General features: G+C 34.6%; 20 protein-coding genes. 12 read left to right on the top strand and 8 right to left on the bottom strand.

Annotation, left to right across the window (positions count from 1 at the left end; genetic code table 11):
* Positions 1-94 precede the first annotated feature (94 nt).
* The 3 genes from PGC14_RS10980 to PGC14_RS10970 all read left to right on the top strand — a co-directional run bounded on the left by PGC14_RS10980 (position 95) and on the right by PGC14_RS10970 (position 3,423).
* Positions 95-880, top strand: a complete 786-nt coding sequence (locus tag PGC14_RS10980) for an ABC transporter ATP-binding protein (RefSeq protein WP_271628929.1) — start codon at positions 95-97, stop codon at positions 878-880.
* A complete protein-coding gene (locus PGC14_RS10975; RefSeq protein ID WP_271628928.1) occupies positions 870-2,558 on the top strand; it encodes a hypothetical protein in 1,689 nt (562 codons plus the stop codon). The genes PGC14_RS10980 and PGC14_RS10975 overlap by 11 nt, the downstream gene beginning before the upstream one ends.
* Positions 2,559-2,625: 67 nt before the next feature.
* Positions 2,626-3,423 (top strand): CPBP family intramembrane glutamic endopeptidase, encoded by a 798-nt coding sequence (locus PGC14_RS10970; protein ID WP_271628927.1) that lies wholly within the window; start codon positions 2,626-2,628, stop codon positions 3,421-3,423.
* Between the two features lie 71 nt (positions 3,424-3,494).
* On the opposite strand, the gene PGC14_RS10965 is transcribed toward PGC14_RS10970, so the two are convergent.
* Positions 3,495-4,643, bottom strand: coding sequence for a hypothetical protein (locus PGC14_RS10965; protein ID WP_271628926.1), 1,149 nt, complete (start codon positions 4,641-4,643; stop codon positions 3,495-3,497).
* A gap of 253 nt (positions 4,644-4,896) precedes the next feature.
* Here PGC14_RS10965 and PGC14_RS10960 point away from each other — a divergent pair, with 253 nt between their 5' ends.
* Positions 4,897-5,172 (top strand): SHOCT domain-containing protein, encoded by a 276-nt coding sequence (locus PGC14_RS10960; protein ID WP_422653028.1) that lies wholly within the window; start codon positions 4,897-4,899, stop codon positions 5,170-5,172.
* Positions 5,173-5,260: 88 nt separating this feature from the next.
* Here PGC14_RS10960 and rbr read toward each other — a convergent pair whose 3' ends face one another.
* From rbr to PGC14_RS10935, 5 genes are all read right to left on the bottom strand, one after another.
* Entirely contained in the window at positions 5,261-5,797 is a 537-nt protein-coding gene (rbr, locus tag PGC14_RS10955; RefSeq protein WP_271628924.1) for a rubrerythrin, read from the bottom strand.
* A gap of 23 nt (positions 5,798-5,820) precedes the next feature.
* Positions 5,821-6,231, bottom strand: a complete 411-nt coding sequence (locus PGC14_RS10950) for a Fur family transcriptional regulator (RefSeq protein ID WP_271628923.1) — start codon at positions 6,229-6,231, stop codon at positions 5,821-5,823.
* Positions 6,232-6,405: 174 nt separating this feature from the next.
* A complete protein-coding gene (locus tag PGC14_RS10945; protein WP_271629882.1) occupies positions 6,406-8,076 on the bottom strand; it encodes a glycoside hydrolase family 13 protein in 1,671 nt (556 codons plus the stop codon).
* Between the two features lie 149 nt (positions 8,077-8,225).
* Positions 8,226-8,852: a glycerol-3-phosphate acyltransferase gene (locus tag PGC14_RS10940; protein ID WP_011917926.1), complete on the bottom strand. Its 627-nt coding sequence runs from the start codon at positions 8,850-8,852 to the stop codon at positions 8,226-8,228.
* 2 nt (positions 8,853-8,854) lie between these two features.
* Positions 8,855-9,952: a glycosyltransferase gene (locus PGC14_RS10935; RefSeq protein ID WP_271628922.1), complete on the bottom strand. Its 1,098-nt coding sequence runs from the start codon at positions 9,950-9,952 to the stop codon at positions 8,855-8,857.
* Between the two features lie 363 nt (positions 9,953-10,315).
* Between PGC14_RS10935 and PGC14_RS10930 the strand changes: the two genes are divergently transcribed.
* Together PGC14_RS10930 and hydG are read left to right on the top strand one after the other, a co-directional pair.
* A complete protein-coding gene (locus PGC14_RS10930) occupies positions 10,316-10,561 on the top strand; it encodes a TM1266 family iron-only hydrogenase system putative regulator (protein ID WP_039766711.1) in 246 nt (81 codons plus the stop codon).
* A 21-nt stretch (positions 10,562-10,582) separates the two neighbouring features.
* Complete coding sequence (hydG, locus tag PGC14_RS10925) at positions 10,583-12,016, top strand: [FeFe] hydrogenase H-cluster radical SAM maturase HydG (protein WP_039766713.1); 1,434 nt, start codon at positions 10,583-10,585, stop codon at positions 12,014-12,016.
* 47 nt (positions 12,017-12,063) lie between these two features.
* Here hydG and PGC14_RS10920 read toward each other — a convergent pair whose 3' ends face one another.
* A complete protein-coding gene (locus tag PGC14_RS10920; RefSeq protein ID WP_011917922.1) occupies positions 12,064-12,450 on the bottom strand; it encodes a response regulator in 387 nt (128 codons plus the stop codon).
* A gap of 154 nt (positions 12,451-12,604) precedes the next feature.
* Here PGC14_RS10920 and PGC14_RS10915 point away from each other — a divergent pair, with 154 nt between their 5' ends.
* Both PGC14_RS10915 and rsmI read left to right on the top strand, forming a co-directional pair.
* Positions 12,605-13,318, top strand: coding sequence for a tRNA1(Val) (adenine(37)-N6)-methyltransferase (locus PGC14_RS10915; protein WP_271628921.1), 714 nt, complete (start codon positions 12,605-12,607; stop codon positions 13,316-13,318).
* A 6-nt stretch (positions 13,319-13,324) separates the two neighbouring features.
* On the top strand, positions 13,325-14,185 hold the full coding sequence (rsmI, locus tag PGC14_RS10910) for a 16S rRNA (cytidine(1402)-2'-O)-methyltransferase (protein ID WP_271628920.1): 861 nt from the start codon (positions 13,325-13,327) through the stop codon (positions 14,183-14,185).
* A gap of 63 nt (positions 14,186-14,248) precedes the next feature.
* Here rsmI and PGC14_RS10905 read toward each other — a convergent pair whose 3' ends face one another.
* Entirely contained in the window at positions 14,249-14,491 is a 243-nt protein-coding gene (locus PGC14_RS10905) for an AbrB/MazE/SpoVT family DNA-binding domain-containing protein (RefSeq protein WP_011917919.1), read from the bottom strand.
* A 711-nt stretch (positions 14,492-15,202) separates the two neighbouring features.
* Here PGC14_RS10905 and PGC14_RS10900 point away from each other — a divergent pair.
* Genes PGC14_RS10900 through PGC14_RS10885 form a run of 4 tightly spaced genes read left to right on the top strand, consistent with a single transcriptional unit; the run spans position 15,203 to position 20,987 of the window.
* Positions 15,203-16,222: a LacI family DNA-binding transcriptional regulator gene (locus PGC14_RS10900; RefSeq protein WP_039766722.1), complete on the top strand. Its 1,020-nt coding sequence runs from the start codon at positions 15,203-15,205 to the stop codon at positions 16,220-16,222.
* Positions 16,223-16,279: 57 nt separating this feature from the next.
* Positions 16,280-19,141, top strand: a complete 2,862-nt coding sequence (locus PGC14_RS10895) for an extracellular solute-binding protein (RefSeq protein WP_271628919.1) — start codon at positions 16,280-16,282, stop codon at positions 19,139-19,141.
* A 37-nt stretch (positions 19,142-19,178) separates the two neighbouring features.
* A complete protein-coding gene (locus PGC14_RS10890) occupies positions 19,179-20,072 on the top strand; it encodes a carbohydrate ABC transporter permease (protein WP_271628918.1) in 894 nt (297 codons plus the stop codon).
* A gap of 51 nt (positions 20,073-20,123) precedes the next feature.
* The gene (locus PGC14_RS10885) at positions 20,124-20,987 is read left to right on the top strand and encodes a carbohydrate ABC transporter permease (RefSeq protein WP_271628917.1); all 864 of its coding nucleotides are present in this window, start codon (positions 20,124-20,126) and stop codon (positions 20,985-20,987) included.
* The last annotated feature ends 45 nt before the right edge of the window (positions 20,988-21,032 follow it).

Raw genomic sequence — 21,032 nt, 5'->3', positions numbered from 1 at the left:
TGGGGAAACAGAGGTTTTAGCCTTTTTGTTTTTAAACGAAGCTAATTGTGGTATTATTATTTTGTAAAAACAATTGATTTCAAAGGTGATAAAATTGAGCAAAATTTTGTCTGTAAGTGAGCTTTACATGGACTATGGTCAGGGAAATGTGCTAAATGGAATCAGCTTTGAAGTTGAGGCTGGGCAGATTATAGGGTACATCGGACCAAATGGAGCAGGCAAGAGCACTACAATTAAAATCTTTTTGGGGATTATTACAAATTACAAAGGCAAGGTTGAGATTTTTGGTGAGGACATTAGAGGAAAGTATCTTTACAAAAAAAGAATAGGATATGTTCCAGAGGTAATTGAGCTTTATGAAAGTCTTACGGCAATGGAATACTTAAATTTTGTGGGTCAGCTTTACGGTCTTGATGAGGAGACAGTTAAAAAAAGATCGTTAGAGCTCATTGAAATTTTTGATTTGAAAGATGCTATAAATTCAAGGCTTTCTACATACTCAAAAGGTATGAAACAAAAACTTGCAATTATTTCAAGTTTAATTCACAACCCTGATCTTTTGTTCTTTGATGAACCCTTGACAGGTCTTGATGCAAACTCAGCAACAATCTTCAAAGAGCTTATGAAAGAACTAAAGAAAGAGGGCAAAACCATTTTTTACTCTTCTCATATTATGGAAGTTGTTGAGAAAGTGAGCGACAGGATTATTCTCTTAAACAAAGGTACAATTGTTGCAGACGGTCCTTTTGAAGAACTTGCACAGAAACTTAAACAAAGTAATTTAGAGCAGCTTTTCAATGAGCTAACAGGATTTACTAATCATCAGGAGATTGCAAAAGAAATTGTAAAGGTAATGAAGGGTGAAAAAGATGAGAGATAGTATTGCAGTGAGACTGTTGGATTTGTTTTTGCCTTTTATAAAAAAAGCAGGTATTGATTATGCCACTTTAAAAATTCTTTTGCGATACAAATTTTTAGTGGCAAAAAGAAGTGTGCCCACCCTGCAGAAGTCTTCTGTTGCAGATAAATTGTCAAAGATTTTCTATATCATTCTTCAATTTTTCATAGGTTTTATCCCTGCGGTGTTTCTTTTAATCAACAGTACAATGTTTGTGAGGATTTCACTTAACATTATGATTTTGCTTTTTTTAGTTGTCTCAACTATAATATCAGACTTTTCGTGGTTTATATTAGACATTACAGAGAAGAATATTATTTTGACAAAACCGGTTGATGATAAGACATATGCTTTTGCGAAAACATATTTTATTGTTGTTATGCTTTTTTCAAGAACATTTTTGATATTTCTTCTTTCTTTAATTTTGGGGGCTATAAAGTATAAATTGGCATTCTTCATTCTATTGTTGTTAATCTATCTGCTTGTACTTTTGTTCTCATACTGCTTATGTAACCTTTTATATGCAGGTATTTTAGTGTATTTTGATGGTGAAAAGCTAAGAGATGTCATAGTGGGTTTTCAGATTACTTTGATGGTTGTTTTTACTATTTTTTACCAGCTGTCGGGGCAAATATTTGAAGCAGTTGTAAAAGCCAATTTTTCAAAAGTACATTCTTGGTGGCTGTATATTTTACCAACATCATGGTTTGCAAGTTTATTTGAGTATTTGTATGGAAGCAATAGAAGTTTATTGAATCTCTCTTTCGGGGTTATGGCAATAGTAATTACACTGTTTTTGGTATATCTTCATATTTCTTATACAGGCAAGATTTTAGAAAAAAATCTTGTAAAACTAAACGCAGGTGAGATTGAAGTAAAACCAAAAATCTACAAAGTGGGATTTATAAGCAATGTTTTGTTAAGAAATGGGGTCCAAAGAGCTTCATATATATTTGCAAAAGCTCAGCTAAAAAGAGACAGGTACTTAAAAAGCAGTATATATCCAAGCCTTGCATCATTTTTGGTAATTGCCATAGCGCCGGTAATAAGAGAAGCTTTTCAGAAAAAATCGGTCCTTGATGTTATTTCAAAAGAATTTTTCTTTTATTATTCAATGTATGTTTTTATAACAGGTATGATTTCGATATTTCAGATGGTACAGAGAACAACCAACAAAAACGCTGCATGGATATATCAGGTTTTACCGATAAAAAAACCTTTTGATATTAAAAAAGGAGCGTATTTAGCTTTTGTCTTTACAATAGGTGTTAGACTATTCATTATACTTTCAATAATACTTTTTGTTTTAATACGTAATTCAATAATTGACTATTTAACAATGTTTTTTGTATTAATATTCTTTTCTCTTTTAGTATTTCCACTTGCAACCCAGCAAATGCCTTTTTCAAGGGCAGTACAAGAGCCGACACAGGGCAAAAAAGGTACAGGGCTTTGGTATTTGGTGTATATGGCTTTAGGTACTGGCTTAGGATTTGTCCACTATTTTTGGCTTAAAAAATATAAACTCTATTTTTTAATAGGATTAGTAATAGTTGATGTTATTTTGTGGCTTGTTAGATTTGAAATTGCGAAAGATTATGAGAGGGAAGAGACTATAAAGAACAATGAGAAAACCATTATTCCTTACAAAAGGTGGTAGAGATATTCAAATTAATTTTTGTTATGTGGTAGTTGAATCAATACTGTAGAAAGGAAGGGGCTGAAGAATGATTTCAAGCACGTTAAAGGAAGTGGTTAAATACATTGGATTGTTAGTGCTAAGTACTATTGTGATGGCGGTTATAACTTTTATATTTAACAACGATAAATCTGAAAACATAATTTCTCCTATTATATATTACATCGGGACTTTCCTGTTATTTTTAGTATTTACAACAATTTCTCTGAAGAGAAGAAAAATAAATATTTTAGAGATATGTAATTTTCGAAAAATAACTTTTAAAGATGCTGTTTTCACAATAGTGTTGGCAACAGCTTATTCATTTGTTATTAGTGCTATTTATACTATTTTAGACTCAAAAGGTATAATAACTCCTTTCAGAGAAGAATATGAAAATTCGATGCAAAGATTTATTGACAACACTAAAACAGAGCTGGTAATATTTGCAATTGTGATAGCAGCACCATTTTTTGAGGAGTTAATGTTCAGAGGTTTAATTTTTGGTACGATGCTTAGAAATCAGATAAATATATTTTTAGCAGTAACTGTTCAAGCACTACTTTTTGGATTGTTTCACTTTGATTTATATCAGGGAATGGATGCTTTTTTTGCTGGAATATTTTCAGCGTTTGTTTTGTACTGTACAAATTCAATATGGAACTCTATTATATTTCATGCTGTTAGTAACTCTTTTGGACTTATTAGTTTGGTGTATAACATAAATGAAAGTACAGAAAGTTACTTGCCAATAATGTATTATATATTTATGCTATTAATTGGAATTATCTTAATGTACGCGCCAATGAGATATTTTTTCAGGAGAAAATCAGAAATAAAAAATTAAAAAATAAAAATAAAGAGGAGTTATTGCATCTTAGAATAACTCCTCTTTTAGTTTTAAAGTCTTAAAAGATGTTATTTAGTAATAGAAATTCCAGCCATTTTGAATATATTTTCAACGTTTTTCATCATTGTTTCAAAATCTTTGTCTGAAAGCTTGCTTATATCTACACCCTTCGATATATCAATCTTTGTTATATTAACTGGTTGATTTAGGGAATTGATAACACCTTTTAAATCAAACATTACCTTTAAATTGTTAGAATCTTTTAAGTAGAAATACAACCTTTCACCTTTAAAATTGTTTTTGCTGTCAACCATCATTCTATACTGCAGAGTAAATGGAGGAATTTGTGGACTCATTTTATCTAATTGGTAAACAACCTCTTTTATTGACTGTGAATAATTAGCTTCAGCTTGCTTTATTATTTCATCAATGTTTAAGGTAGTAGTTTTATTTAACTGCTGAGCATTTAGGATGGCTTGTGAATCTTCAAGTATTGTCTTTGCAACGTTTAAAACAAACTCTTTTGTTGCCTTGTCATCAGCAGCTTTTGTCAAAATGGCTTTTAAAAGGTCAATGGAAGAGTTCTTATTGAATTCGAAAATAATCTCATCACAGTTTTCTTTCTTACCATTGCTAAATGTAAGTTCAACTTTTTGGCTAGATAGCTTTGCACAAGATGCAAGTTTTGGTAAAACAACATCTGCATAGCTTGCAAGAAGAGCTTGAAGCTGAGGATTGTTTTGAATATCAAAAAGTTTTATATACTTGTTTACATCAATCTGTACAGGCATATTGGCATATGCTTCGCTTAGCTTCACATAAAGTGGCTTTGAATAAATTTGTGGGAAGTTATACGCAACATATTCTTTGTTAACATAAATTGAACCTTTTAAAAGTTCTTTATTATTGTAATAAAGAGCAATTTGCATACTACTTTCGTATTTTGAGACATCTGAAACAACTCTGCCTTTGATGTACATCTTTTTGAAAAACTCTTCTAATTTTTTGTTATCTGCTGTTGCATTGTTTCCTGCAGAATACCTCAAATCAATTCTGAACTCTTCATCAATAGTTTTGCTACCCTGAGCCTGAGCATAAGCTAAGCCCGCTTTAAAAAGAGGAGTAGAAACCGTTTGAGAATATGCGACACAGCTTAGAAGTAAACTCAAAAGCAAGACAAATACAATACTTACGTTTAATAAGGTTTTCCTTTTCAAAACATTTACCCCCTCGCAGATTTTGATTAAAAAACTGTGTATATGTCAAGTATATACAATAGAAGTTAAACTGTCAAGAAATTTTTGAAATAACAAATAAAACCGTGGAATATCTCTCTAAGTCATTTGATTTATTAAATTTCAAAAAATCTCTTTACACCTTCTTTACAATTTAATCATACTTTCTTCACATTAAAGGGGTATTATAATATTGAAATCAAAAAACTAAATTGTGAAAGGAGATGAAAATCACATGATGAGATATTTCTATAGAGATTTTGACGGTCTTTGGGGATTTCACATGATTGGAGGATGGATAATGGGTATACTGTTTCTAATTATCTTTGTTGCTTTGATTATTTATGTTGTAAATAAGCTGAGCCATATATATTTGCAGACTAAAAGAGATACTTTGTCAAAATCAGAGGCAGATGATGAAGCATTGCGAATTTTAAATACCAGATTTGCAAATGGCGAGATATCTGAGGAAGAGTATGAGAGAAAGAAAAAGATAATTTTAAACAGATAGCAAACAATGACAAAAATCTACAAAATTTTAGGCTGTCGCACATTTTTACTGCGACAGCCTATTTATTAATTTTGTCAACTACTTATCATTAATAATTCTCAGCTCTAATTTCAAAAAATGACTGTGGATGTTTGCAGGTTGGGCATACCTTTGGAGCTTCTTTGCCAACATGTACATAGCCGCAGTTTCTGCACTTCCAAACAACAACATCGTCTTTTACAAATACTTTGCCGTTTTCAACATTTTCAAGAAGCTTTCTGTATCTTTCTTCATGCTTTTCCTCAACCTTTGCAACAAACTCAAATGCAGTTGCAATCTCATCAAAACCTTCTTCTCTTGCAACTTTAGCAAACTCTTTGTACATCTCAGACCATTCGTAATGTTCACCTTCTGCAGCAGCTTTGAGGTTTTCTTGAGTGTTACCAATTCCGTTTAAGAACTTGAAAAATAGCTTTGCATGTTCCTTTTCATTTTCAGCTGTCTCTTCAAAGATTGCTGCGATCTGCTCATAGCCCTCTTTTCTTGCCTGTGATGCAAAGTAAGTATATTTGTTTCTTGCCTGAGACTCACCAGCAAATGCTGCCCATAAGTTCTTTTCTGTCTGCGTTCCTTTCAAATCTTTCATTTCAAAACTCAACCTCCCAAAATTTAATTTTTTTTATTTTTACAATAAGGGCAGGTGCCCTTATAGTAGACGTAAATCTCATCAACAATAAATTCAGAAGAAAGAGAAGATTGAATAGAATCTGGTTTTACTGAAAAATCATAAATTTTGCCACAGCTTTTGCACTGAAAATGACCATGCACTGATGTATCTGCATCAAAGCGTGCAATATTTTCTTCAATTGTAATTATCTGTGCAAGTCCTTTTTCTACAAATAAACTTAAAGTGTTGTACACAGACGTTTTTGAAAGTGTAGGAATCTCAAGGACCAAGCTACTGTAAATCTCATCTACTGTTGGATGAGTTTTGTGATCTGCCAAGTATTCGTAAACCTTAAGCCTTATCAGCGATGGTTTTATTCCCTTTTGTAATAGCTTGCGTTTTAAAAAAGCCAAATCAGAAATTTTTACTTCCCCCTTGTGGATTTAATTTTAGATTGTACTTATTACAATTTTATTATATTTTCAACATTAAAATTTGTCAAGTAAAATTTTTTATAAAAAGTAAAGAGGGCTGTTGTTTCAATCTTCTTTTACCTTTTTTAAACAGCCCTTTTGAAAGTCACCCTCTTATATTTTATATACCCTTGCTTCATAGGGTTTTAAAACAATTTTTTCTTGAATGTTATCATCTACTTCATAGTTGCTAATTAAAAGCTCAGGTTTTTGAGTAAATATTTCTTTTGGTGCTAAAAACTCACTTTCTTCTTCGGAAAAGTTCATGACAACAAGAAGCCTTTCACCTTCATAATTTCTTGTATATGCAAAGATCTTTTCATCGTCCTCATAAAGCATTTGTACATCGCCATATACAATGACAGGATGCTTTTTTCTAAGTTCAATCAATTTCTTATAGTAATAAAACACCGAATTTTTATCTTCCAAAGCTTTTTTAACATTTATTTCCTTATAATTTGGATTTACCTTTATCCATGGGGTGCCTTTTGTAAATCCTGCGTTTTCAGAATCATCCCACTGCATTGGTGTTCGTGCATGGTCTCTGCTTCTTTTATTTAAGATTTCTAAAAGCTCTTCATCTGATTTTCCAAGCTTTTTCATCTCTTTGTACCAGTTGAGTGTTTCGATATCTCTGAACTCATCAATACTTTCAAACTTGCAGTTTGTCATACCAATCTCTTCGCCTTGGTAAATGTAGGGTGTTCCTTGCCATGTGTGAAGCAGGGTTGCTAAAAGCTTTGCAGATTCAACCCTGTATTCTTTGTCGTTTCCAAAACGTGAGACCATCCTTGGCTGGTCATGGTTGTTAAGATAAAGTGAATTCCAGCCCTTGTCTTTTAATGCCAAATACCACTTGTACATTATCTTTTTCAAATCAGTAAGTTTCCACGGTTTTATGTTCCACTTGCTGCCGCTACAGTCCATATCCATATGTTCAAAATGAAAGAGCATATTAAGCTCATTTCTGTCATACTCCACATATAGCTTTGCAATTTCGGGTGTGACAAATGGGGTTTCGCCAACTGTCATGATATCATATTTGCTAAGAACTTCTCTGTTCATTTCCTGAAGATATTCATGCACTCTTGGACCGTTGGCATAATATCTAAAGCCAATTAGACCTCCTTGCTTTTCACCTTCTTTATCATCTGGCAGCCCTTCAACTTTTGAAATGAGGTTTATTACATCCATTCTAAAACCGTCTATGCCCTTGTCAAGCCACCACTTCATCATTTTGTAAATTTCTTGTCTGACTTTTGGATTGTCCCAATTAAGGTCTGGTTGCTTTACAGCAAAAAGGTGAAGATAATATTCTCCTGTCAGCTCATCGTATTCCCAAGCAGGACCACTGAAAAAGGATGTCCAGTTATTAGGTGGCCCTCCATTTTTGCCAGGTCGCCAGAAATAAAAATCTCTGTAAGGATTGTCTTTTGATTTTCTGGACTCTAAAAACCATTTGTGTTCATCAGAGGTGTGATTTACTACTAAATCCATCACAATTTTTATTCCGCGTTTATGAGCCTCTTGCAAAAGCTTGTCGAAGTCTTCCATTGTTCCAAATTCATCCATAATATCATAATAGCTACTAATGTCATATCCATTGTCGGCATTTGGAGATTTATAAATTGGATTTAACCAGATTACGTCAACCCCAAGCTCTTTTAAATAGTCAAGCTTCTGGATAATTCCTGGCAAATCCCCAATTCCATCACCGTTTGAGTCATAAAAGCTTCTCGGGTAGATTTGATAAACAACAGCTTCTTTCCACCATTTTTTATGCATACGTTTGTCCTTCTCCTTTCTTAGCATCTGTTGAATTCTCTTATTTAAAATTATACCTTATTATTTACAAAAACAGAAGTCGTTGTTTAGGATATAAAACATTTTCAGAAGAAAGGTTACTAAATGTTGAACAATTGGCTATTAATAGTTTATTTCTTCAATTCATGCTCTTTGTTTGTAATAGCAGAGTAGAATGTTGAGAGCTTTTCTTTATTCTTATAGACCATAACAAGCAAATTTAAAAACCAAAGTGTCAAAAGGTATGCAGAAAAATCAAGAAGATAAAGGTAAACACCTACAATCAAAAATCCTAACACAACCATGAAAGCGTCTTCTTCGGTTGTGGTAGAGCCGCCGTGCTTTAGCTTTTTTGCGATTACAAAAAGAAGTGCTAAAACAATTGCATAGAAAAAAGACACTCTAAACTTGGTTGTTGCACTCCACACTCCAAATGTAGTTGCAATGGATTTTCCTCCTTTAAATCTCAAAAAAGGCGAAAATGCATGTCCCAAGATTGGTGCAATTGCAGCAGGGATAATATATGACTTTGGCAGGTATCCCTTTTCAACAAAATAAACAAGAGGAAAATAACCTTTTGCAAAATCGAGGAATACTCCCAAAAGCCCAATTTTAACTCCAGCTGCCTGAATTAGGTTAAAAGCTCCTGGATTTCCGTCGCCAACTGCTGTTATATCCTTTTTAACAAGCTTTCCAAGCCAGTAGGAGAACATCAGCGACCCGCAGAAAAATTCCAAAAGAGTGATTGCAGCAAGCATTTTCATTTACCCCCTACTTTAATTTGTCTTCCTTTCCAACAGATGCTGCCCAGGAATTTTACTTGATAGAATGAATATAGAATCATCAGCAAAAAATATGCGGTAGGAATAAAGTGAAGTATAGGAAGCAAAATGCCAAAATTGCCTATATATATTTGAAGGTATAATATTTGAACAACATAAAGAATATAGCCTATCAAAAACTGGATTGCTAAAGGATGATGAATGTAGAGCAAAATGGGTGTTAAAAAACCTGTTAAGACAAGTCCAAAAGCCCACAGGGCAATTAAAAAGACTGTCTTTGTGTTTAAAAGCTGCATGCTTAAAGCTGCACTTTTTGCTATTCCTTCAAGCTGGCTTTTCATTCCATTTGGATACATTCTAAATGCCACAACATCGTATCCTAAAAAATTTTCAACTTTTATTCCATTTTCGCAAAATAGCTTGCCAAGACTTAAATCATCTGTTACTCTATCGCATATACTTTTATGCCCGCCTACCTTTTCGTAGTCTTTTCTAAAAACTGCTATACAAGAACCATACATTCCTTTGCTTCTGCTCTTTCTTTCATATGGTGACATAAAAGCAAACACACCGAGAATATTAACAATTAAACACAATCTTTCATAAAACTGCTCTGTCTTATGATATGGTATAACCGAAATTGCACCATTTGTTGAAAAAAGGGTTTTTACAATTCTTTCTACACCATCTTTGGATAATCTCACATCAGCATCTAAGAATATCAGTATATCACCTGTTGAGTTTAAATACCCGTTCCAAAGAGCCCAATTTTTACCTGTCCAGCCTGGAGGCAAAGGAGGATTCTTAATTAATTTAACGCCAAATTCCCTGGCAATCTTAGAAGTATTATCTTCAGAAAAATCATCTACAACTATTATTTCATCAGGAACAGTAGTTTGGTTAAAAAGGCTTTTGAGCAGGTAGGGCAGATTTTTCTCTTCATTCCGAGCAGGTATTATTACCGAAATCTTCTGATTTAGTTCAAGAGACTCGTCCTTAGAGTCTGCTAGAAATATTTTTGAGAAAAGGAGAAATCCCGAAGCTATGCCCAGGATGGAGATAATAAAAAATATCATAAAAAAACCAGCTCCTTTTTAAAAGGGAGAGTATCGCTGAGCGTGTTTATTTATTATATTATATATCATTTGAGTTATTGTTTAAATGAAATAATATCAACAACCTTCTTTCTAACATCTTGAGTTTACAAAAAAGAAAAAATTCTCAATAGTACACTTTTAATATTCTAAAGAGTATGTTATAATATTAACAAATAAAATATTTGCTCCTGACTTAGAGGGCAAAATGGCCTGATAAGGAGGGGATGTAAAAGATGAAGAGAAAGATATCCACCTCTTTTGGCTAAAGATAAGGCTTTGGACACGTAAAAGGTCAGGAGAGGTGGATTTTTTATTTTTACATTAAAGGAGAATGGTGCTTTTATGGAAAGAAGGATTGGTGTTATTGGAATTGTTGTTGAAAACAGAAAAGAGGTGGCAGATAAGCTCAACAAAATCCTAAGTGAACATGGTGACATTATTGTTGGAAGAATGGGTATACCTTATAAAGAAAGAGGGCTTTGTGTAATCTCGCTAATAGTTGATGGGACAACTGACGAGATTGGTGCGCTCACAGGAAAGCTTGGTGCTTTGAACGGTGTTAAGGTAAAAAGTGCTCTTACAAAATAAAGATTGGAGTGTGGTTTGAAAATGTTCAAAAAAGACCAGTGGGAAAGAGCTGAATTTATAAATGATGAGATGGTTTTTGAGATTCTTGAAAAGGGAAAACAAAACCAAGATAGGGCAGAAGATATAATTCAGAAAGCATTGAATCTGTATGGGCTTGAGCCAGAAGAAGTTGCAGCACTTCTTTATATAGATGATAAAGACCTTTTAGAAAAACTTTTCAAAGCTGCAAAGCAGGTAAAAGAGAGAATCTATGGCAAGAGAATTGTGCTTTTTGCACCACTTTACATCAGCAACTTTTGCGTAAATAATTGCCGCTATTGTGGTTATCACAGGTCAAATACTAAGATGAAAAGAAGAAAACTTACGATGGATGAGATACGAAAAGAAGTTGAGATAATTGAATCTCTTGGGCACAAAAGAATTGCTCTTGAGCTTGGCGAAGACCCCAAAGAAGCTCCAATTGAATATGTTATAGATGCCATAAACACTATATACTCTGTTTACAAGGAAAAAGGCAATATCAGAAGAGTAAATGTCAACATTGCTGCAACCACAATTGAAGAATATAGAATGCTAAAAGAAGCAAAAATAGGCACATATGTGCTTTTCCAAGAGACATATCATCGCCCAACCTATGAATACATGCACCCCGAAGGACCAAAATCAGATTACGACTGGCATACAATGGCAATGGACAGAGCTATGCAAGGCGGAATTGACGATGTTGGTTTAGGGGTTTTGTTTGGGCTTTATGATTACAAGTTTGAAGTTGTAGGATTGATTTTACATGCAAAGCATTTAGAAGAAAGGTTTGGTGTTGGACCGCATACAATTTCTGTGCCAAGGATTAGACCTGCTGAAGGTGTTGAGGTGACAAAAGAGAAATATCCATACTTAGTATCTGATGACGAGTTCAAAAAAATTGTTGCAATAATTCGACTTGCTGTGCCCTACACTGGCATGATTTTATCTACCCGTGAAAGACCAGGGTTTAGGGAAGAGGTAATTGACCTTGGAATTTCTCAAATTAGCGCTGGGTCTTGTACAGGTGTTGGTGGATATACACTTGAGTACCAAGGAAAATCCACGGGTGATTTAGATGAAGATCTTGCACAGTTTGAAGTAGAAGATAAAAGAAGTCCTGATGAGGTAATAAGAACTCTTTGTGAGGCAGGTTATATTCCAAGCTACTGTACAGCTTGCTACAGAAGAGGAAGAACTGGGGATTTGTTTATGCAATATGCAAAGACAGGTGATATTCAAGACTTTTGCACACCAAATGCGCTTTTGACTTTTATGGAATACTTAGAGGACTATGGTTCTGAGAAAACTAAGGAAATTGGGAGGAAATTAATATATGATAGCTTAAATCAAATAAAAGATGAAAAGATGAGAAAAGAAACAGAAAAAAGGCTTGAGATGATACGACAAGGTGACAGGGATTTGTATTTTTGAGCATTATACAAAAACAAAAGACCAGTAAAAACCATAATGGGGCTATTTTATTTTATAGCCCCGTTTTTGCTGTTTTGTTCATCTTCTATTTGTTTTATTATATGCTCAATTGCAAGTTTTGAAAATGGCTTTCGCACAAACTCATATGCTCCACATTTCTTGGCTTCTTTTTCAATATCTGGCTGAGATATTGCAGAGATTATAATAACCTTAACATCAGGAATGATATTTTTTAAGATGCGAGTTGCGGTGAGCCCGTCCATATCAGGCATTGTGATATCAAGTGTGACAATATCAGGTTTTAGGTCCTCAACATTTTCGATAAGCTGTGAAGCTGATGAAAATTCTGCAATAACCTGATGCCCTAGTGATATGAATATGTCTTTTAGAATTTGCCTTATAAATTGGGCATCATCTACAATACAGATCTTCATAACAAATCTCCTCTTTGACATTGTCAAATATTTTCAAGGACACTATAATATATTATAATGCTTTTGCAGAAAAAAACAACACTGTTCATATAGAATTTTAGAGAAAAAATCAAGACTGTAAATTAAAGAAGTTTTAGTACAAAGAGGTAATGCTATGCTTAGAAAGGAAAATTTAAAGATAGGCAACTTTTCAATATATCAAGATACAGATTTTTTCCTATATGGAACTGATGCGGTAGTACTCAGTGATTTTATTGAAGTAAAGAAAAATGACATTGTGGTTGAGTTTGGGACGGGTAACTTGATAATTCCTATTCTACTTTGGGCAAAGAAGAAAAAGTTCAAAAAACTGTACGCTTTAGAGATTCAAAAAGAGGTATGTGAGCTTGCAATTCTCAACAGAAATATCAACAACCTTCAAGACAAGATTGAGGTGATAAATGCAGACCTAAAAGACGCTCTTAAAATCTTTGGTTCAGAGTTTGCCAATGTTGTGTTTACAAATCCACCTTATAGAAAAGTGAACAGCGGTACAATCAATCCAAATATTAAAAAAGCCATAGCTCGCCATGAGATTATGTGTACAATTGAAGATGTTGTAAAAAGTGCTATGCAGATTTTGAAATTTGGTGGAAGGTTCTATATGGTCTACAGGAGTGACAGGTTAACTGATGCTCTTTACTATTTGAGAGTTTATAAGTTGGAGCCAAGCCTTATAAGGTTTGTTCATCAAAATAAGGATAAAGAGTCTTCGCTTGTTTTGATTGAGGCAAAAAAGGGCAAACAGTGCACACTTAAGGTGGACAAACCACTTTTTGTGGATGAGATGGAGTATTATGGTGAACTTCAAAAAGAAGATGCGGAGTGAGCAGTAGTGAGTGGAAAGCTATTTATTGTTGGAACACCAATTGGAAACCTTGATGATATATCAAAAAGAGCATTAGATACTCTAAATATGGTAGACTTTATAACTTGCGAGGATACAAGAGTTACAATAAAGCTTTTGAACCACTTTGGAATTAAAAAAAGGCTTGTTTCTTACCATGAGTTTAGCCCAGAAGAGAAAGAAGATAGAATAATACAAGAGCTTAAAAATGGCAAAAAGATTGCTCTGGTTTCAGATGCAGGAATGCCACTTATCTCAGACCCTGGATATGAACTTGTAAGAAGATGTATAAAAGAGGGAATTGAAGTAACAGTGATTCCTGGTCCTTGTGCTTTTTTATGTGCTTTAGTAATATCTGGACAAAACACTCAAAATTTTATATTTGAAGGCTTTTTACCAAAGAATAAGCGGGCAAAAAGGGAAAAGCTCGAAAGCCTAAAATTTGAAAAAAGAACAATGATATTTTACGAGGCACCTCACAAGCTTTTGGATACGCTTTCACAGATGGCAGCTGTTTTTGGTGAAGACAGAGAAATTAGCATAGTAAAAGAAATTACAAAAGTGCATGAAAGTGTGATGATCACAACCTTACGTGAGGCTATAGATTTTTTTAAGAAAACTCCTCCCAAAGGCGAATATGTCCTTGTTGTAAAAGGATTTGAAGAAAATGCAAAAGAAAAGGATAAAAACTTTGACGTTGAATTTATTAAAAGACATTTAAAAGAAAAGATAGCTCAAGGATTTACTAAAAAAGAAGCTGTTAAAACTGTAGCTGAGGAGTTGAAGGTTGCCAAAAACATAGTTTACAAAATTGCACTTGAAATTGAAGATTTTAGTAAAAAAGAATAAAGGGTAGGGCTCTTTAAAAAAGAGCCCTACCCTTTCACTTAAAAATATTTTCCCGCTGTCAGATTAGCTCTTTTTGAGTTCTTCCATACAATCTTTACAGATGTTCTTGCCCTTGTAGTAGATAACATCCTTTGCATTGCCGCAGAAAATGCAAGCTGGTTCATACTTTCTTAAAATAATCTTGTCACCGTCAACAAAGATTTCTAAAGCGTCCTTTTCAGCGATGTCAAGAGTTCTTCTGAGCTCGATAGGAAGAACTATTCTGCCAAGCTCGTCAACCTTTCTTACAACACCTGTTGATTTCATTTTTCATATACCTCCTTCCTACAAATTTCGACATTTTTCTTACACTGCTATTATACCATCGTTGCAATTTTATGTCAAGAATTTTTTAAGTCTTTTTACAATATATTGTGAACTATCAAACTATAACTTATACAGGTTTTATGTGTGGATATCATGCTTAGTCGTAAGTTTTCGCATATTTAGAATTTTAAAGAGTGTATCTATCTAATTAATAGAATAAAATAATTGTAACAAAAAGAAAGAAAAAACTGTAAATATAAAATGACAATTTATCTCTTATGTTTCGACATTTTTCGACAACTATTGACATATTGTATTTCAATCACACAAAGATTTGCCGACTTATCTAAAACCTTATAACTTTAAAGGTAAGATATTTATCAAAATTTGCACAATAAATGTGCAAGTAAAATGACATAGCATATTACATAAGTGTGCGTTTTTTGTCTATTATATATCTTTTCTACTTGGGATATTGTTTTCTGCTATTAAAATAGTCTTGACAAAAAACAGTACCTATAAAACCGAGAAAAATTTGATTAGGGATAGCAATTCAAAAGGGGTCTATAGATAACTTAAGAAGATGTGCATATATCGACAACAAATTGATTAAAATAATGCAAAAAATATTGACAAATTATATTTGCTATTATAAAATTTAAATGAGCGGGTTGGCAAAAGATAATGAATTTAACAGTAGGGGAAATAAGAATGAAGAGGGTAACAATTAGCGATATTGCAAGAAGTCTCAACCTTTCAAGAAACACCGTATCTAAGGTTCTAAACAATAGCGCTACTGTTGCTGAAGAGACAGCCATAAAAGTTATAAAAAAAGCTATTGAATTAGGATATCCCAAACTCAAGCCGGAGCTAATTGAAAAGGTCAGGTCTTCAAGAGAAAATAAAAAAGTTGCAATTTTAGTAAAAGCTGCTCTTTCTGAGTTTTGGATTGATATCATCAATGGTATCTCCAATGAGCTTGGAAAGTATGGATATAGTCTATTTTACAATTACATAAGTGATGAGGATGAAAAAAATTTAGTAGTTCCACTTAACATAACAAATCATGAGGTTGATGGTTTGATTGTATTGAGTGTTTTTGAAAAAGAGTATATGGAAAAGATAAAAGAGTATAAACTGCCAACTGTCTATTATGATGCGCCACTTTATGCTGATTTAGAAGAGCTGCAAGGAGATGTTATTTTTACTGAGTGTGAAAACAGTGTCTACAAACTCACAAAACTTTTGATTGAAAAAGGCTATAGCCCAATAGGTTTTATTGGTGATATAACTTATTGTAAATCAATATACGAAAGATGGCTTGGGTTTGAAAAGGCTCTAAAAGACAGTGGATTAGAAGTGGAAAAGGAATATTGTATAATAGAACACATGCCATTTAGGTATTATATTCAGGAAGAAGTTGATAAGAGCTTAGAGAAAATGCCAAAATACCCCCGTGCTTTTGTTTGTGCAAATGATGATATTGCTATTTTTACCATAAGGTTTTTAAAAGAAAAGGGGCACAAAATACCCCAAGATATAGCTATTGTTGGTTTTGATAATTTAAAAAGGTCTGTTCTTGTCGACCCACCACTCACAACTGTCAATATAGATAAAGAAATTCTTGGAAGAAGGCTTGCACAAGCCATTGTAAGAAGAATTGAAAACAATATACCCATTTTCGAAACAGTAAGGTTATCAACTCAGATTATAATAAGAAGCTCATGCTAAGGTCAACGTCAATAATGGCCAAAACGGAAGTAGAAAGAGGTGTAAAAATTGCGTTTAATGGGTAAGAGATTTTTAATAAAACTTAGTAAGTTATCTTTGCTGATTGTTATAAGTATCATCCAAGTTATACTTTTGTCATGTGTTGCATATGCACAGCAAGACTCTAAGCCGTTGTCAATCCAGCAGTATATTACAAAGTACAAAAACTATCCACATCCAAAGCATACAATTATAGTAAATGCCACTGACTATGTAAACTTTAGCGACACTACCTTGAAAAAGCTTGACAATTTAGCTGGTCAGAAGAATGTTTTAGTATGGGAAAAAGAAGGCGGTTTTGTTGAGTGGAAAGTAAACATACCTGAGAGTGGTCTTTACAACATGGCAATGCTCTATTATCAGCTTCCTGGTAAAGGACTTGGTATTGAGCTTTCGATCTTGATTGATGGCAAACTTCCTTTCAATGAGGCTCAGAAGATTACATTTCCACGAATTTGGAAGGATGTAACAGGAATTAGAAAAGACAAAAGGGATAATGACCTTCGTCCAAAAACTCAAGAGTATCCAATGTGGCAAGAAGCTGATTTTATTGACACAGAAGGGTTTTATAACAAACTATTTTCTTTCTACTTTGAAAAAGGTGAGCATACAATCAGGCTTGTGAGTATTCGCGAACCGTTTGCAATAAAGTATATAAAAATATATAACAAAGAAGAAATTCCAACATATGCTGAGATTTCAAAGAACTATACAAATCTTCCTACTGCAAAGAACGTGTTGATCAGATTTCAGGCAGAAAGACCATATCTTAAATCTGACCCAATTTTGTATCCAATGTATGATAGGACTGATCCTGCAACAGAGCCTTTCCACGTATCAAAAATTAGACTAAATACTTTGGGGCAGTGGAACTGGAAGTACCCTGGCATGTGGGTAAGCTGGAAGTTTGAAGTACCAAAGGATGGGCTTTATAAGATTGTAATAAAAAGCAGACAAAACTTTCAAAGAGGAATGTCAACGCACAGGAAGCTTTACATAGATGGAAAGGTGCCGTTCAAAGAAGCAGAGGATATAGAGTTTCCATACAGTATAAGATGGTATATGAAAACATTGGGTGATAAAGGCAAACCTTATCTTGTATATCTTACAAAAGGTGAGCATGAATTAAAGCTTGAAGCAACACTTGGTGAACTTTCGCCGATTCTGACTGAAGTGGAGGAAATAACTGTTCAGTTAAACAACCTTTATAGAAAGATAATCATGATAACAGGCAGAGACCCTGACCTGTATAGAGACTATAACTTGGATGAGCAGATTCCAGATTTAATTGATACATTAAATAATCTTAGCAAAGGGCTTGTAAAACAGGCACAAGACTTTGAAAAGTACACTGGGCAAAAAGGTGGCGAGGCTGAACTTTTGAAAAGAGTTGCAGAACAGCTAAGAAGCATGGCAAGGGAGCCAGACACAATCCCCGCACGAATTAACAATTTAAGAGATAGCTTGAGTGGGCTTTCATCATGGCTTGTGTACAGAAAAGAACAACCTTTGGAGATTGACTATATTTTAGTTGCATCACCTGATAGCAAAATTCCATCACCTACAGCAAGCCTTGGAACAAAGATTGTTAATTCAATAAAAGCTTTTCTCTACTCATTTGTCGAAGACTATACAAATATAGGTGAGGTATACCAAGGACAAAAGGTTATAAAAGTATGGGTAAGTGGGGGTCGTGACCAGGCACAGATAATTCGTGATATGATAAACGACTCATTCACGCCAAGCACAAATATAAAAGTGAATGTAAGCTTAGTTCAAGCAGGTTTAATTGAAGCAATATTAGCGGGTAAAGGACCAGATGTGGTACTGACAGTTGCACGTGGTCAGCCAGTGAACTTGGCAGCACGTGGAGCAATTGTTGACTTGAGTAAGTTCAAAGATTTCAATAAGGTCAAAAAAAGGTTTAATCCCACAGCATTAGTACCTTATACGTATAATGGTGGCGTTTATGCGCTGCCTGTTACACAGGATTTTTACATGATGTTCTACAGAAAAGACATATTTGAAGAGCTTAACATAAAACCACCACAAACTTGGGATGAGATGTATGCAGTGATTGCAAAGCTTCAGAGATATAACTTAGAAGTAGGGCTTCCATATCAGAGGATTGACGCACTTGAGGCGATTGATGCGGGCTTGGGTGCAAGGAACCTATTTCCGACGCTTTTGCTCCAGCATGGAGGAAGTTTTTACAACAAGGACAAAACCCGTTCGCTTCTTGATTCACCACAAGCAGTTGCCGCTTTTAAGCAATGGACAGATTTTTATACAAAGTATGGTTTAGATTTGATTTATGACTTTTACAACAGATTCAGAACAGGCGAGATGCCACTTGGTATAGCGCCATATACAACATACAATCTTCTTGCAACAGCAGCACCTGAAATAAGAAACCAGTGGGCAATGGTGCCGATCCCAGGTATCAAGAAACCAAACGGTGAGATAGATCGCTCAACAGGAGCATCTGGTACAGGATGTATAATACTAAAAAAAGCAAAGAACAAGCAAGCGGCCTGGGAGTTTTTGAAGTGGTGGACATCTGATGAGGTTCAAACTCAATTTGGTAAAGAACTTGAGATGCTAATGGGTACTGCTGCGAGGTACAACACTGCAAATGTAAATGCATTCCAAAGACTTCCTTGGAATAAAGAAGAGATGAAAAATCTCATGGAACAGTGGAAATATGTCAAGGAGATTGAAGAGATTCCTGGAAGCTATTATGTCACAAGAAGCATAGACAGTGCGTTTTCAGCAGTTATTTATGACGGGATGAATCCGAGAGAGAGTTTGTGGAGATATACAAAAGATATCAATGACGAGCTTGAGAGAAAGAGGAAAGAACTCAGCATATACAAATAAACTTTTAAAGGTGTTTTTGGGAAGTGAGGTATAAAAGATGGGCATTATAGAAGATTTTAAAAGAAACAAAGCAAGCTATCTTATGATAGCACCGTATATGCTCCTGTTTACAATCTTTACGCTCATTCCTGTTGTGGCATCAATATTCTTGAGTTTTACCAATTACAACATGCTCCAGCCACCAAAATGGGTTGGATGGACAAATTACGTAAGGCTCTTTTTAGCAGACAAGATATTTTTAAAGGTTTTGAGAAATACATTCATATTTGCTTTCTTAACAGGACCGATAAGCTATCTTATGTCATTCATACTTGCATGGTTTATAAGCGAGTTTAATCCAAAAGTACGGGCGATCTTGACACTGATATTTTACTCGCCCTCATTGGCCGGCAACGTGTTTTTCATTTGGGCTTTTATATTCAGCGGTGATGCGTATGGGCTAATTAATGGATGGCTTATGCGCTGGGGAATCTTAAAAGAACCTATAAACTGGCTTCAAGACCCAAACTATGTGCTTTGGGTGATAATAGTTGTTCAGCTGTGGCTGAGCCTTGGTGCAGGGTTTTTGGCATTTGTTGCCGGTTTTCAAAACCTTGATAAAGAGCTTTTTGAAGCAGGAGCCATTGATGGTATTAAAAATAGATTCCAAGAGCTTTGGTATATAACAATTCCACAAATGGCACCACAGCTTATGTTTGGTGCGGTTATGCAAATAGGAGCGTCATTTGGTGTGAGCACAGTTGTGATGGCACTCGGTGGGCTCCCAACTCGCCAGTACAGTGCTGACACTGTGGTGACTTATTTAATTGACTATGGAACAGTCAGATTTGAGATGGGTTATGCTTCGGCTATAGCTGTTGTCTTATTTATAGCTATGCTTGTCACAAACAAAGTCATTGCAGTAATCTTAAGAAGATACTCAACTGACTAAAAAGTCTCTATTTTCAATTTTCTTAAAGAAAGTGCAGGTGAAAGATATAAAATGGCAAAGGGGTTTTCATATTCTCATAAAAAGGTTAACAGAAGCGTCTATGGCAACATAGTGATTTTCATAATTCTCTTTATAGTCGGAATATTTATGGCACTACCGCTTTTGTACACAGTAGTTTCAGCTTTCAAGCCACTTGATGAGATATTCATATTTCCACCAAGGCTCTATGTCAGACGTCCTACACTTGACAATTTTGTCTTGATGTTTCAGCTTGCGACAAACATGTGGGTGCCATTTTCAAGGTACCTGTTCAATAGCTTATTTATCTGTGTGGTTGGAACTGTTGGGCATATTTTGATTGCATCTTTAGCAGCATATCCTTTGGCGAAGCATCAGTTTGCTGCTAAAAAAGTAATAAATGAGATAATAGTGCTTGCACTTTTGTTCACACCACAGGTTACCTATATTCCACTGTACATTGTAATGTCAAGGCTACACCTTATTGATACTTACTGGGCACTGATACTTCCTGCTTGGCAGATGACGTTGGGGATTTATCTTATGAAGCAGTTTATGACACAGATTCCCGACTCTCTTTTAGAGGCGGGCAAAATTGACGGTGCAAATGAACTTAAAATCTGGTGGCGAATAGTTATGCCAAATGTAAAACCTGCGTGGTTAACACTTACAATATTCTCATTTCAATATCTTTGGAACCAAACAGGCGGATCTTTTATATTCAGTGAGAATCTAAAAGTGTTGCCAACACTTCTTTCACAGATTGCAGCAGGTGGGATTGCACGTGCTGGGGTTGGAGCTGCTGTGGCACTGTTTTTAATGATTCCACCAATAATTCTATTTGTTATATCTCAAAGCAGCGTTATGGAAACAATGGTTACATCTGGCATTAAGTAATCGCAAGTGGTCTTAGAAGAAATATTCAAAACTTTGAAAGTAAAG

This window comes from Caldicellulosiruptor sp. DIB 104C, assembly GCF_028198085.1.
GTDB lineage: Bacteria > Bacillota > Thermoanaerobacteria > Caldicellulosiruptorales > Caldicellulosiruptoraceae > Caldicellulosiruptor > Caldicellulosiruptor saccharolyticus.
Note: the sequence above shows the minus strand (reverse complement) of the source record. Positions and strands in the feature narration are given on the sequence as shown.

What these genes read in the sequence shown, in the direction of transcription:
- PGC14_RS10900 (WP_039766722.1), top strand. Translation starts at nt 15,203, where the DNA reads ATGAAGAGGGTAACAATTAGCGATATTGCAAGAAGTCTCAACCTTTCA.
- PGC14_RS10970 (WP_271628927.1), top strand. Translation starts at nt 2,626, where the DNA reads ATGATTTCAAGCACGTTAAAGGAAGTGGTTAAATACATTGGATTGTTA.
- rbr (WP_271628924.1), bottom strand. Translation starts at nt 5,797, where the DNA reads ATGAAAGATTTGAAAGGAACGCAGACAGAAAAGAACTTATGGGCAGCA.
- PGC14_RS10960 (WP_422653028.1), top strand. Translation starts at nt 4,897, where the DNA reads ATGATGAGATATTTCTATAGAGATTTTGACGGTCTTTGGGGATTTCAC.
- PGC14_RS10915 (WP_271628921.1), top strand. Translation starts at nt 12,605, where the DNA reads ATGCTTAGAAAGGAAAATTTAAAGATAGGCAACTTTTCAATATATCAA.
- PGC14_RS10945 (WP_271629882.1), bottom strand. Translation starts at nt 8,076, where the DNA reads ATGCATAAAAAATGGTGGAAAGAAGCTGTTGTTTATCAAATCTACCCG.
- PGC14_RS10890 (WP_271628918.1), top strand. Translation starts at nt 19,179, where the DNA reads ATGGGCATTATAGAAGATTTTAAAAGAAACAAAGCAAGCTATCTTATG.
- PGC14_RS10920 (WP_011917922.1), bottom strand. Translation starts at nt 12,450, where the DNA reads ATGAAGATCTGTATTGTAGATGATGCCCAATTTATAAGGCAAATTCTA.
- hydG (WP_039766713.1), top strand. Translation starts at nt 10,583, where the DNA reads ATGTTCAAAAAAGACCAGTGGGAAAGAGCTGAATTTATAAATGATGAG.
- PGC14_RS10930 (WP_039766711.1), top strand. Translation starts at nt 10,316, where the DNA reads ATGGAAAGAAGGATTGGTGTTATTGGAATTGTTGTTGAAAACAGAAAA.
- PGC14_RS10940 (WP_011917926.1), bottom strand. Translation starts at nt 8,852, where the DNA reads ATGCTTGCTGCAATCACTCTTTTGGAATTTTTCTGCGGGTCGCTGATG.
- PGC14_RS10975 (WP_271628928.1), top strand. Translation starts at nt 870, where the DNA reads ATGAGAGATAGTATTGCAGTGAGACTGTTGGATTTGTTTTTGCCTTTT.
- PGC14_RS10895 (WP_271628919.1), top strand. Translation starts at nt 16,280, where the DNA reads ATGGGTAAGAGATTTTTAATAAAACTTAGTAAGTTATCTTTGCTGATT.
- PGC14_RS10885 (WP_271628917.1), top strand. Translation starts at nt 20,124, where the DNA reads ATGGCAAAGGGGTTTTCATATTCTCATAAAAAGGTTAACAGAAGCGTC.
- PGC14_RS10905 (WP_011917919.1), bottom strand. Translation starts at nt 14,491, where the DNA reads ATGAAATCAACAGGTGTTGTAAGAAAGGTTGACGAGCTTGGCAGAATA.
- PGC14_RS10935 (WP_271628922.1), bottom strand. Translation starts at nt 9,952, where the DNA reads ATGATATTTTTTATTATCTCCATCCTGGGCATAGCTTCGGGATTTCTC.